Origin of the sequence: Flavilitoribacter nigricans DSM 23189 = NBRC 102662 (assembly GCF_002646595.1) — a bacterium.
GTDB classification, from domain to species: domain Bacteria; phylum Bacteroidota; class Bacteroidia; order Chitinophagales; family Saprospiraceae; genus Flavilitoribacter; species Flavilitoribacter nigricans.
Genome location: NZ_PDUD01000010.1, coordinates 61,796 through 75,665 on the forward strand (window position 1 = coordinate 61,796; position 13,870 = coordinate 75,665).

6 protein-coding genes are annotated in these 13,870 nt (G+C 51.3%); 5 read left to right on the top strand and 1 reads right to left on the bottom strand.

All coding sequences use genetic code 11. From position 1 onward, the window contains the following. The first annotated feature begins 65 nt into the window (after positions 1–65). From CRP01_RS06510 to CRP01_RS06530, 5 genes are all read left to right on the top strand, one after another. Complete coding sequence (locus CRP01_RS06510) at positions 66–1,247, top strand: pyridoxal phosphate-dependent aminotransferase (protein WP_099149211.1); 1,182 nt, start codon at positions 66–68, stop codon at positions 1,245–1,247. A 221-nt stretch (positions 1,248–1,468) separates the two neighbouring features. Next, positions 1,469–2,641: an AEC family transporter gene (locus CRP01_RS06515; RefSeq protein WP_099149212.1), complete on the top strand. Its 1,173-nt coding sequence runs from the start codon at positions 1,469–1,471 to the stop codon at positions 2,639–2,641. Between the two features lie 1,010 nt (positions 2,642–3,651). Further along, complete coding sequence (locus CRP01_RS06520; RefSeq protein ID WP_099149213.1) at positions 3,652–6,633, top strand: sensor histidine kinase; 2,982 nt, start codon at positions 3,652–3,654, stop codon at positions 6,631–6,633. Positions 6,634–6,635: 2 nt separating this feature from the next. Continuing rightward, positions 6,636–9,632, top strand: coding sequence for a sensor histidine kinase (locus tag CRP01_RS06525; RefSeq protein WP_099149214.1), 2,997 nt, complete (start codon positions 6,636–6,638; stop codon positions 9,630–9,632). Between the two features lie 123 nt (positions 9,633–9,755). Beyond that, positions 9,756–12,560 (top strand): DUF7133 domain-containing protein, encoded by a 2,805-nt coding sequence (locus CRP01_RS06530; RefSeq protein WP_222845667.1) that lies wholly within the window; start codon positions 9,756–9,758, stop codon positions 12,558–12,560. Positions 12,561–12,771: 211 nt separating this feature from the next. On the opposite strand, the gene CRP01_RS06535 is transcribed toward CRP01_RS06530, so the two are convergent. Beyond that, complete coding sequence (locus CRP01_RS06535; RefSeq protein ID WP_099149216.1) at positions 12,772–13,806, bottom strand: hypothetical protein; 1,035 nt, start codon at positions 13,804–13,806, stop codon at positions 12,772–12,774. Positions 13,807–13,870: the final 64 nt, after the last annotated feature.

The following is a 13,870-nucleotide window of genomic DNA, read 5'->3' on the forward strand; positions in this document are numbered from 1 at the left end:
AAATTACACCGGCTTCCGGTTTCTGTCTCCCGATAACTTTCTTACACCACTAAACATCCTTAATCATGTCAACTACAACAACGATCAACCGCCGCAACTGGCTCAAACGCACGGCTTTATTCACTACCGGAGTAGCACTCACCCCGGGTATGAACCTGCAGGCCAAAACGGCAAATCGCCAGAAAGAGACTTTTTTTGAGTACCAGCCCAGCTGGGAATGGGAAACGCAAATGAACGAGCGTCCCGAACTGAAAGCGAGACTACTCGCCAACGAAAACCCCTTCGGCCCTTCCGATAAGGCCCGTCTGGCCATCATGGAATCCGTCTCCGTAGGTAACCGTTACGGGCACGGTGATGCGGCCGAACTCATCAGCCTGATCGCCAAAAAAGAAGGCGTTTCCGAAGATTACATCATGCTCGGCCCGGGATCTACGGACCTGTTGGAAAAAACGGCCATCACCCATTTCATTGACGGGGGCAACATCGTTTCCGCCGATCCGGCTTATATGTCGCTGATCAAAACCGCAATGGCCTTTAAAGCCGACTGGAAAAAAGTGCCCCTGACCTCCGATTGGGCCCACGACCTGAAAGGCATGGAAAAAGCAGTAGATGGCGATACCAAGCTGATCTACATTTGTAATCCGAATAACCCGACCGGTACACTGACGCCGGCCGACGAACTGCGCAGCTTCTGCAAAAAAATGGCGGATAAAGCCCCCATTTTTGTGGATGAAGCCTACCTCGAGTTCCTGGACAAACCGATCGAATCCAGTATGATCGACCTGGTGAAAGAAGGTAAAAATGTGATCATCTCCCGGACGTTCTCCAAGATCCACGCCATGGCCGGACTGCGGATCGGTTACATCGTGGCCCTGCCTTCTACGCTGGATAAGATCTCCAGCATGGTGCGGAGCAACATGGGACTGTGCGTTACTTCCATCCGCGGCGCCATGGCCAGTATGGAGGATGAAACTTTCCAGAACAACTCCCGGATGTGGACCAAGGAATCCAGAGAGATCGTTTACGCCGGTCTGGACACTATGGGCTTCGACTTTGTACCCTCTTATACAAGTTTCATCCTGTTCCCGATCGATATGCAGGGGCAGCCGTTCCTGAAAAAGATGTACGAGCAGGGAGTGGGTGTACGGGCGTTTGAGGTATTCGGGAAACCCTACTGCCGCGTGAGCATGGGCAAAAAAGAAGAAATGGAGATGTTCCTGGATTCCCTGAAGAAAGTACTGGTTTAATTATCCACGTGATCAGTAATCAGTAGCGCGTAAATAAGCGATCAGGGATCGGTAAATTCGCCGGCTGCACAACAAATGGCCGATGGCGATCCGGAACTGACTGCTGATTTACTGACTGCGGAAAAGATCAACTCATATTTGTAATTGGCATGCAAGGTTCATCCGTTCGGTGGCTCCGGCCGCCGGACGTGATGCTTTGTTCTGGCTACTATACTGATAAAATGGCGCTACAGAAAACCATATCGTTTATACTATTGATCCTGATCGGCGTATTACTAAAAAAGAAGCTAAAAGACAAAGAGCAGCTGGGAGGTGTGAAAATACTCATCCTGAGCATTGCCCTCCCCGCCACTATTTTTGTGGCTTTGCTGAAGATAAAGATCGATTCTTCGTTGTTGTTTTTACCATTGTTGGCACTTGTTTTTAACGTTATTATGCTTTTGGCAGCCCGTTTTATGTTGCCGCAATTCGGTATCCGCAAGGATAGTGCTGACTCGCGGACCATAATGCTGTTGTTACCATCGCTAGCGCCGGGTTTGTCCTGTTTTCCATTTATTCTTGAATATCTGGGAGAGGAAAGCCTGGCGCGGGCTGCTTTAACGGACGTTGGAAATAAGGTGTTCGTACTCATCTTGTTATACCTGCTGGCCATGCAGTGGTACTACACGCGCCGCCGCCGGCTGCAGGGAGATGACAATACGGAAGCCGTCAGTACCAAAAGCCGGCTGAAAGACCTGATGGTTTCCCTGGTGCGGGAACCGGTTAATATGGTGATTGTCACCGCACTGGTCATGTTAGGTTTTGGCTGGAATCTCGATTCCCTACCGCTTTTCCTGCAGGATTCTGTCGTGCGGATGAGCGTACTGATGACGCCGATGGTACTCCTGTTCATAGGCATGGCCGTGAAATTCCAGAAAGCGGAGATGGCACTGATCTTCAAATTATTGAGTTTCCGGGCCGGTTTGGCCTTTTTACTGAGTGCACTGTTCCTCACTTTTGTACCGGCAGCGACGCCGGCGGCCATCTTACTGGCCATCGTGTTCCCGCAGAGTGCCTGTAGTTTCTGGCCTTTTGCGCACATGTCTGCCGTCAGTGCACTCGAATCCGAAGATGCGGCGAAAGCCCGGCATAAGGAGGGTGAGCCCACTTTCCAACTGGACCTGGCACTGAATACACTGGCACTCTCACTGCCGTTCTCCACGCTGATCATTCTGAGCATTTTCAGCCTGAACGAATTCTTCCTGACCAGCTGGCATACGGCACTGGTGGGGCTGGGATTCCTGGTCATTGCCGCCGTACCTGGCCTCTACGCCATGCTGCGGCCCAAGGAAGGAACGGAGGTAAAATCCGAGCCTAAGATCAGCATCCGGCAACTTTCGGAAGTGGAGCGGTAATTATTTTAGAGGCCTTAGGCATAGCAAAGGCCAGACCGATTTTTAACAAGGTAGAAATATAAAATTGGGAAGACCCCACCTTATTTTTCAGGAAATTTTGCAATTCAAATTCGAAGGAAATTAAAAATGGTATCGATGAAAAATATATGGATCGCAAAATTCTTGGGGAGAGCAAATTTGACAAAGTTTGACTCATTTTTAAGCCTGGGCCCTTCTAATTTTGTATCAACAATTGGAATTGGATTAGTATGAAATAACAGTCATTACAGTTCAGCCAAATAATACCAAATTAATCACACCGAAACGCCTGGGGTTTTAAGACTAGTAAAAAAAATCCCATAAGCTGAAGATATAATGTCTTGCTTCAATCTAGGGAGGGAAACACCTTAAAGGGTGATTTCCCTTCTCTTTTTTAGCACATAAGTAGGTAAATGATCTTACCGAAACATCGCACAGCAGGAATACAGCAGGAAAAGAAAAACGGAGAAAAGCAACGGCCAGGCGAGGCAGCATGAAGAGAAAAACGGAGAGAAAGTATAGTTCATGGGATTATTGGTAGCCGATCGACTACTTACCCAGATCAACCAGAACAGTAAACATCGCTGGGTTAAAGCATTCAGTTTTTCGAGACTTAGTTTTACTACTATTCTAAGTCACCATATGAACTACACTTATCTGCACCATTAAAATAAATGTTGCCGTTGTAAACAACGGCAACTTGCTCCAATGAGAGCAAATTTCGTTTGAAATCATTTAACTCATAAGAGCGCTTCTAATCTAATCAGAGACAAATATTTAATTCTAATCACATTAAGTGAGAGCGAATTTTCAGAAGCCTTTCAGTACGAAAACAGGTTTTGTCTTATCGCGATCTTCAATCAATTATCCTAAAACTACACAGTTGTTTTCACTTTTTTCCCTACTTTTAAAATCGGCATGAGCCCACTTTAAATTTGGCAGGTATTATTTATTATTTGGTATTACCACAAGGGCACTTATTCAGAAAAAAGATGACATTTCTCCGCTCATCACATTATTTCAAAGCGCTTCATCTCTGGTCTGTTCTGCTTTCCAGCCTGGTATTATCTGCCCAAAATGATCATCAGCCTTATTTCAGAAACTACTCTACGGACGACGGACTGCCCAGTCCGGAGGTCCACGATATCCTGCAGGATCGCCAGGGGTATTTATGGATCGCCACCGATAACGGGGTGAGCCGTTTTGACGGGTACCGATTCCACAATTACGGCGCCAAGCAGGGCCTTATGAACAACGTGGTATTCTTCCTGGAGGAAGATAGCCATGGCCGGGTCTGGATGCAGACGATGTCCGGCAACATGTACTATTACGACCAGGATAGTATCCACACCTACGCGCACAATGATATTTTTGGGCAATACCGCTATTTTCTCCCGAACGGTTTTATGATCCCCGAAGGGAAGTGGCATTACTTTTCCCTGATCCACCTGGGTATTCTTCGGGTAGACTCTACCGGCAGGCACGATTTCCTCAATCGCAACACCTCCAGCATGCTGGTCTTACTGGAAAAGCCGGAGCTAAAGCGCTCGCTTTTTTCGATAGTGGGCAATGCGACGCTGCAACAATTTGGCTTTCCCGTAAATACTTCGCCGACCAACCACCAACTGGCGGTATTTTCCGACAGTCTGAACGGAGTACACGACGTTTATTTGAAACCCGGCACCACCCGGTCTAGTGGCTTTTCGGAAGGTCAACACCAGCTATTTGATTTCCGTAAAGAACTCGTCATTTATCAAAACTACGAGTTGGTGTCCAGGTTTCCCATTCCCTCCAAGGCGGCCGAAATAGACCGGATAGACTCTACTTTCTGGGTAGGCCTGAACAATAAGGAAGGCGTTTGGGCTTTTCCCTCTGTTTCGGATCTCCACCAGGGCCGGTATCAAAGATACCTGAAGGGGAATTCCATTTCCGCGGTCTACCGGGATAATCTGGGCGGTCACTGGTTCGGTACGCTTGAGGATGGCCTGCGCTATGCCCCAAATCTGGACCTGCGAGTGATCCGGCCCGAAATCCTGTCTCCAAATGAGAATATCCTGTGCCTGCAGCGAGGTAGCGACGGTCAACTTCTGCTGGGCACGGATGCCGGACAGATCTATGCCCTGGACACCACCGGTAACTTCCAAAAACTGCAAAAAATTGAAGGTGGGGTTTACGATCTCCGGTATACGACCAATGACCGGACGCTTTGGGTGACCGGACAACCGCTACAGATGATTCGTGGAGGTAAAAGAAAGCCGGTTCCCTACGCTGACGCTCTGAGTCGGGCCGAATTGGTTTCCTCCAAAAGGATCCTTCCCAGTGCGGATAGTAGTCGGATCTATTGCTTGTCGAGCATCGGGCTGGAGGTGGTGGACCGTTCCGCCGAGCAGGTAGTATTCAGCACCCTGGGTACGACGTACCAAACCAGTTTCCTGGACGCATTTGAGGACTCCGGAGGCCGCATCTGGATCGGCAGCACCCGGGGGTTACTGGAATTTTCGGAGGATCAACTCCGCCCGGTCGTCCACAGAGAACCCTTTTTCCAATTGCGTATCGAAGCCATCAATGAACTGGCTGACGGCACCCTGGTGATGGGATCGAAAGGTGGAGGGATAGCGCTTTGGAAAGATGCTCAGGTGACTATTCTGGACGATAAAGCCGGTCTTACCAGTAACATGATCGAAAGTATCATAATTGACGATGAGCAACAGATCTGGGTGGCCACCCTGAACGGACTGAATGTAGTCCGAAGAGATAGTGTTACCCGGGAGTGGAGCATCCGGCAGGTCACCATGTCCCACGGCTTGCCTTCCAATGAGATCCACGACCTGTGCCATATCGGCAACTGGCTATACATTGCCACGGGCAACGGCCTCGTGCGCTTTCCACTGAAACAAAAAATCACGAGATACGCCCCAGCGCCATTTTTTGAAACCATACTCGTCAACGGTCAGCCGGTGGATCAGGACCAGTTGGGCCGGCTTAAGTACAATGAAGGCAATATCCAGTTGCACTTCATTTGCCTCAACTACAAGTTCCGGGAAAACATCCCCTATCGCTATAAACTGAACGCCGATGCGGCCTGGTCTTATACCCGGGACCGCAGTGTGAATTACGCCGCACTTACCCCCGGAAACTATACCTTCGAACTGCAGGCACAGAACGAAGACGGCGCCTGGAGCGAATCACTGATCGCTGAATTCTCCATTTCGCGCCCCTTCTGGCAACGGCTCTGGTTTCGCCTGGGTGCAGTCGCCTTTTTGCTGTTTGGAGGGATTTATTACTGGTATCGTGTCCGTCTGACCCGGCTGCGAAAAGAAGCGCTTACCGAAAAGCAGATCAATGAACTACACCGCTCGGCCCTGCAGGCGCAGATGAACCCCCATTTTATTTTCAACTGTCTGAACTCTATCCAGAGCTTTATTGCTTCCGGGGATAAGACCAGCGCCATGCATTACCTGGCCCGTTTTGCCAAGCTGGTCCGGGCCACCCTGAATGCTTCCACCCAAGCCAGCATCTCTCTGGAAGAAGAAGTGCAGGTACTAAAGAATTATATCGAACTGGAAAAACTTCGATTTCACGACCGGTTCGAATACACTATTGAAATTGATCCGGAACTCGATCCTTTTGAGATCTCGCTGCCTCCTCTATTGGTACAACCTTTCGTCGAAAATGCGATCAACCATGGCTTTAATTTTACGGATCCCACGCGGATCGGCGACCTCCGTATTCGTTACCAAAAAGCGGGTGGTTATCTGCGGGTGAGTATTCGGGATAATGGTCTGGGCATTGACCGGTCCCAACAACACCAGGCCAATGCGACATCTATCCACCAATTGATGGGGATGAGTATTACCCAAAAGCGTTTGTCCTTACAGGGAGCGCCGGCCGGAGATCACCTCCAGGTGGAAGAACTGAAGGATGAAGCGAATAATACCGCAGGAACCGAGGTAGTTATCCGGATTAAAATTTAGTTTTGGCAAATAATTGCGGGGAAGTGAAGCATTATTACCACTATTCTATTCTTGTTCTATTCAGTTTACTATCTGGTCTGGGGATCGGGCCGCTATCGCTATCGGCCCAGACGGGCCGCCAGCCCCATTTTCGCAACTATACGACTGATGACGGTCTGGCCAGCCCCGAAGTGCACGACATCATTCAGGACAATAAGGGATATATCTGGATCGCAACCGACAATGGCGTCAGCCGCTTTGACGGATACCAGTTTAAGAATTACAGCGCCAAGGAAGGATTGAATAACAATGTGATCTTTCACCTGCAGGCGGACGAGCAGGACCGGGTCTGGATGCAGACCATGTCCGGAAAAATGTACTACTACTGTCAGGACAGCATTTATCCCTATACTTTTAATCACATCTTCGAGCAGTATCACCCTTATCTTCCGCAGGGATTCATCATGTCGGAGAACGGCTGGTCCTACTTTGCGCTCAGCGACCTGGGATTACTGCGGATCGATCCCGAGGGCCGGCACGAAATAATGAACCGGAAACACAGCAATTCCGTCATGCTGCTGGAGAGTCCCGAGCACGATCAAACCCTTTATTCCATCGCCAGCAATGCCAGTCTGGAAAAATTCGGAATGCCCACCCAGAATCAAAAGGATACCTTACGCATGGCGATCTTTAGCGACAGCCTGGAATGGGAATACAAGATCAAAGTAACCGTGGGAACCACCCGGTCGAGCGGATTTTCCGATAAGCAGTACCAGTTCTTTGATTTTCGTAAGGAACTGTTCGTCTTCCGGGATCATCAGTTCCAGGCCAAATATCCGCTACCGGCCAAAGCCGCCGTTCTTACCATGAAAGATTCCATCTTCTGGTTGGGCCTGAATGACAAGTTCGGGGTGCGCGCCTACCGGGGCTTTTCGAACCTCAGTCAGAATAAATACCAGACCTATCTCACCAATCATTCCATTTCCGCCGTTTGCCGGGACCGGCTCGGAGGCTATTGGTTCGGAAGTCTGCAGAGCGGCATATTCTATGCGCCCAATCTCGGCCTGGAAGTAGTGGAAAGACCCGGCGAATCCGCCAACGAGCAGGTCCTCAGTCTGGAGCAATGGTACGGCGGTCAGTTGTTGATGGGCACCGACGAAGGGAGTGTTTACGCGATGCCCCCTTCCGGCGACATCAGGCAACTAACTACCGGTCAGAGCCCGATCTTCGATCTGTACCATTCCAGGTACGATTCCTCGGTCTGGATCACCGGTCGCCCCTTTCGGATCTACCAGTCGGGCACTACGCGTGAGTTGAGCTACCGGCCGGATCTCGGGGTGAAAAATATGGTTTCGGGCAAAAAACTGCATTACTCCCAGGACAGCTCCTACCTTTTCAGCCTGACCAGTATCGGTCTGGAAATAATCGATATCCAAAGCGAGCAGGTCATCTATACGACCGGCAATTCGCCCAATCAGGAACGTTTCATCACCGCGTTTCAGGATCCCCAAAACCGGATCTGGATCGGCAGCACCCGGGGATTGCTCGAATACCGGGATGGAAAATTCGAACGCAATTCCATTAAACACGATGAATTGCGCATCCGCATCGAAGCTATTGACCAACTGGACGACGGCACCCTGGTGCTGGGTACCAAAGGCAATGGCCTTGTACTCTGGAAGGATTCGATCACCGTCATTGACGAAAATTGGGGGCTTACCTCCAATATGATCGAGAATCTGGCGGTTGACGACCGGCAGCAGATATGGGCGGGCACCCTGAATGGCCTTAACGTACTGAGCAAACAAAGCGGCGAATGGCGGGTCAAGCGGTTTACGATGGCCCACGGTTTACCTTCCAACGAGATCCACGATCTGTGTGCCATCAACGATCGGATGTACGTGGCTACTTCGCGCGGTCTGGTCAAATTGCCCCTCGGCAACAATACCCAGGCGGACCTCACCAAACCGTTCTTTGAAAGTATTCTGGTGAACGGGCGATCTATGGGGCCGGCGGAAATGCAGGATCTTACGCCCAATGAGCGGAATATCCAACTGCAGTTCGTTTGTCTCAATTTTAAATTTAAAGAGAACATCCCCTATCGTTACCGGCTGACTTCGGACCCCGAATGGTCTTACACCCTCAACCGGAGCGTTAATTATGCCTCGCTTTCGCCCGGCAATTACCTCTTTGAAGTACAGGCCCAGAATGAGGATGGCAACTGGAGTGACTCCCTGAGCCTTCCGTTTTCCATTTCTTTACCCGTGTGGCAGCGCTGGTGGTTTATTCTGCTGAGTGCGGCGGTCCTGATCGGCCTTGTGTATTACTGGTACCGAATGCGGTTGCACCGACTGCAAAAGGAAGCCGGCATTGAACGGGAGATCAACGAACTTCAGCGATCCGCCCTGCAGGCACAGATGAACCCCCACTTTATTTTCAACTGCCTCAATTCCATTCAGAATTTCATCGCTTCCGGTGATAAGACCAGCGCCATGGAATACCTCTCCCGCTTTGCTACGCTGGTGCGGACAACACTTAATGCTTCGGTCGAACCGGCCATTTCCCTCCAGGATGAGGTACAAATACTCGAAAATTATCTGGAACTGGAAAAATTGCGCTTCGGCAAACGTTTTGAATACGAGATCCGGATCGATCCCCAACTCGATCCCTTTGATACCATGCTGCCGCCGCTACTGGTGCAGCCCTTCGTTGAAAACGCCATCATTCACGGGTTCAATTTTGAGGACCGGTCCCGAGCAGGTAATATTTTCCTGGCCTACGAGCTCGTCGATGATCTGCTTCAGATCACCATCCGGGACAATGGGATCGGCATCGAACAATCCCGCCGGAATAAGGAAGGGAAAGAACATCTCAGGACCTCCCTCGGCATGAGCATTACCCGCAAAAGACTTTCCCTCCAAAAGCAGGCTCAGGAACAGCAATACCTGATGATCCGGGAGTTGACCGAACCCGATGGATCTCCCGGCGGCACGGAGATCACGATCAGGATAAAATTCTAAAATGTCGAGCTTTGTAAAACAAAAATAGTCACTTCTCAAATATTCCTTATTTTTATTCAGAAGTTGCTCCGGCAATTATACTTCGAACAGCTTTTCAACAATCAAAACGAAACAACCAAAACTGTGACTATTAGAAAATCACCTCACAGGCTACTCCCCTATGGATGGCCCACAACTACCCTCATTGCATTTGCTTTCATTATGCTGATGGCCGCCTGCTCGGCCACACAGAGCGATCCGGACCCCGTGCAGCGGGTCATCAGCTCCATGTCGGATAGTTTTCCATTGATCGCTATGCCCGCGGATGCCGATCCGGAGAGCGAAGACTGGAAAGGTATTGATCTGGAACCGAAAGCACCGGTGCTGCCGCTTTATCCCGCAGAGGAAGCTAAAAAATTCCTGCTTCCACCGGGTTATAAGATCGAACCGATCCTGACCGAACCCCAGATCGAACAGCCCGGTGCCATTGCTTTTGACGGTAACGGTCGGATGTATGTACTCGAACTCCGCACCTATATGCTTACCGCCGATTCGGACGGTACCCTTGATCCGGTCAGCCGCATCTCCCGCTGGGAGGATAAGGACCAGGACGGGGTTTACGAGACCGGTACGGCTTTTGTGGACAGCCTGATCTTCCCGCGCTTTGTCCTGCCCTACGGCAAAGATTGTGTACTGACGATGGAGTCCGATGCCGACAACATCTACAAATACACCGATACCGATGGTGACGGCCGGGCCGACAAAAAAGAATTATTCACCACCAAATACGGGCGTTCGGGCAATGTGGAACACCAGCAGGCATTCCTCTACTGGGGTATGGACAACTGGCTCTACAGTACGGTCAATGCGTTCCGGGTACGGGAAAGCCCGGGCGGAGTGATCCGGGAAAAAACCGGATACAACCGGGCCCAGTGGGGCATCAGCCACGACGATGACGGCAAACTCTGGTTTATGGGCGGAGCCAGTGGCGTTCCTTCCCATTTCCAGTTTCCCATCCACTACGGCAATTTTGAAGTTGAAGATCAATATGCAGAAGGCTTCAGGGTGCCCTGGGGTGCCGCCGTGAAGATCGCCGATCTGCAGGAAGGCATGGACCGCGTCCGGCATCCGGACGGTTCGGTTAACCGGGTGACCGGAGCGGCCGGCAACGACATCTTCCGCGGCGATCGCCTTCCGGAGGATCTCAAAGGCCAGCTTTTCTACGGCGAACCGGTTGCCCGGATCGTGCGTCAGATCAATCCGGTGGTGGAAGAAGGCCTGACGACCCTGCATAATGTTTACCAGGATGAAAAATCCGAATTTCTCCGTTCTTCCGATCCCTTATTCCGGCCCGTAGATATGGCCACAGCACCCGATGGTACCATGTACGTAGTCGATATGTACCACGGTATTATCCAGGAAGGACAGTGGGCGCAGAGGGGCAGTTATCTCCGCGCCAAGATCGAACAATACCAATTGGACAAAGTAGTTAGTCTGGGGCGGATCTGGCGGATCACCTACGACGGGATGGATCGCGATAAAACCAGGCCCAATATGCTGAACGAAACACCCGCTGAGCTGGTGAAACACCTGGAGCACCCCAATGGCTGGTGGCGGGACAAAGCCCAGCAACTGCTCGTACTCAGCCGGGATCAGTCGGTGGTACCGCAACTCGAAAAAATGGCCCGTGGCAGTCAAAACTTACTGGCCCGCTTCCACGCGCTCTGGAGCCTGGAAGGACTCGGTGCGCTGAGCGCGGACATCGTACGCGAGTTGATGCAGGATGCCAGCCCCCGGCTCCGTATTCAGGCCATGCGCGCCGGAGAAACCCTGTACAAAAAAGGAGACCGGTCGTTGGAAAAGGATTACCAGAAGATGATCCTGGATAAGCATACCGATGTGGTCATTCAGGCTATGATGAGTGCCAACCTACTGGAACTTCCGGGACTGGAAAGCCAGATCAAGACCGCCATGGCGAACAACAAAGCGAAAGGTGTACAGACCATCGGTGATCAGATCCTTAATCCGCCCGTGGTCCGTGGTTTTGGCGTAGGTTCCGGTCAGGATCTCAGTGAGACCGAGATCGCCATGATGGAGAAAGGCAGTGAGATCTTTAATGAATTGTGTACCCAGTGCCACGGCTCTGACGGCACGGGTACGCCCATGGGCCAGGGCATGGTGATGGCTCCGCCCCTGACCGGCTCTTCCCGGGTACAATCGCATCCGGATTACGTGATCAAGGTATTGCTCCACGGCCTGACCGGAGCCATCGAAGGGAAAACTTACCCGGGGGCGATCATGGTTGGCATGCCGGAGCAAACGGACGAATGGATCGCCTCCATCGCTTCCTTTATCCGGCTGAACCTGACCAACGAAGCTTCTCTGGTTACCGCGGAAGAGGTCGCCAGGGTACGATCCGCCACGGCCGGCCAGGAAGGCCCCTACCAATACGATGCCCTGCTGGCCAGTGTGCCTCAGGTGCTGATCCCGCAGGAAGGATGGAAAGTGACCGCCAGTCACAGTGCTTCGGCCCGTATCGGCGGCACCGCTTCTCCCAAAAGTGCTTTTAACTTTGAAGGCTGGACGACCGGCGAGCAGCAAAAGGAAGGCATGTGGTTCCAGGTAGAGTTGCCCCAGGCCACTACCCTCACCGAGATCCATTTCACCGCTCCCCCCATCCGCCGGGGCTGGCGCCCGGGTTCCCCTCCGCCCATTCATACCTACCCCCGCGCTTACGAGATCCAGGTATCCATGGATGGTAAAAGCTGGAAACAGCCCGTTGCCTCCGGGCAGTGCGACGAGCCGGATAATATCATTGCTTTCCAACCGGTAAAAGCCAGATATCTCCGGATCACGCAGACCGGTAGTGTTGAGCAGGAGGAAGAAAAGGCCCCCTGGGCAATGAAGGAGTTGAAATTATTCGGACTGGCGGAGCCCGCTACGATGTAGGATTCCGTAGCTGACCGGCAACGCGGGTATCCGTTTACTGTATTTTTCACCGCGAAGGCGCTAAGCCGCAAAGATTAAGGACCCTACCTTTTGAAAGATTTGTGATCTTGCCGGAGGCAAAATCGCAAAAACTTAGCGGCTTGGCGTCTTCGCGGTTAATTCTTTATGTCCTATCGCGTTAAACATATATCAACGCGGAGTTGCCGGTCAGTTATAGATCTCCGATCTTGATCGCCCGGAAATGGAGGTCATCCTTCCGGTAGACCAGGTTATCGTCAAAATCCGTCCGGTAACTGATCCAGATCGCTTCCGGGAAATCTTCCGCCCAGGGATTATTCGGATCGGGGAACTCGTAGTCCAGCGGAATAAACCGCCAGCTCTGGCCTCCGGGAAAATTTGTCGTGAGGTTCAGGATGATCCGGCGCAATAACAGCACATCCATTACACTGACGTGCCGGGAATTATCCACATCGGCCGCCAGATACTGCTCCGGATGGGAAAAGGGCGTCAATCCCAGGATGTGCTTTTGCATCCTTATCAGATCGGCCGTAGTTACGGATTGTAATATATCCGCGTCCGAACGGGGCGCCAGTGGAGTACCTGCGTGCGGTTCCCAGTATTCCGGCCGGAAAGGAATTTGTTGAAAATAGTAACGTCCTTCCCCATCGGTAATCAAACTAAGGTCGTTGATCTGAAAACGAAAAGCAGCCAACCCACTCGTTGTATCCCGCCAATCTACGATCCGGCCGGTGCCGGGCATATATTCCGATAACTGCTGGCATTCCGACAGATTGGCCAAAAAATCCGTGTAGGCTGTTTTTTCCTGCTCCGGATAACTCCAGCCACCAAAGGAAAGCGAATCCCGTTCGTAAAATGCGTAAAAAACGCCGCAGGCGCTCCAGGCGTAGGTAGCTGCGTTGCCGCCATTCAGGGCCAGCAGGATCGTATCACTAAACATGCCGTACAGGACTTCTTCCAGACAGTTGGCGCCATCATGGCCCAGCACCAGGATCGTATCACCGGTAAGATCATTATTGATCCCCTCCACTACCCGATAGTGCGCATTGGGGCCACCGTCGGAGGAAATAAAGGACGCCAGGACCAATTGGTGGTCTTCGTTAATGGATTCACAAAAAGTATCCGGAGAAAAACTACAACTACAGGCAAAAACTGCGGAAAACGGAAGTGCTGAAAAGACACAGGTCCATAAGAACAGAGCTGTTCTTCGGGTAAAGAAGTTCATCATAGGGCGCTAATTTGAGATTATAATTCAAGCTGCCACAAAGATATCGTTTTGAAAAGTTAAAGGC

Coding starts and splice junctions, on each gene's coding strand:
- CRP01_RS06510 (WP_099149211.1), top strand. CDS start 66: ATGTCAACTACAACAACGATCAACCGCCGCAACTGGCTCAAACGCACG.
- CRP01_RS06515 (WP_099149212.1), top strand. CDS start 1,469: ATGGCGCTACAGAAAACCATATCGTTTATACTATTGATCCTGATCGGC.
- CRP01_RS06520 (WP_099149213.1), top strand. CDS start 3,652: ATGACATTTCTCCGCTCATCACATTATTTCAAAGCGCTTCATCTCTGG.
- CRP01_RS06535 (WP_099149216.1), bottom strand. CDS start 13,806: ATGATGAACTTCTTTACCCGAAGAACAGCTCTGTTCTTATGGACCTGT.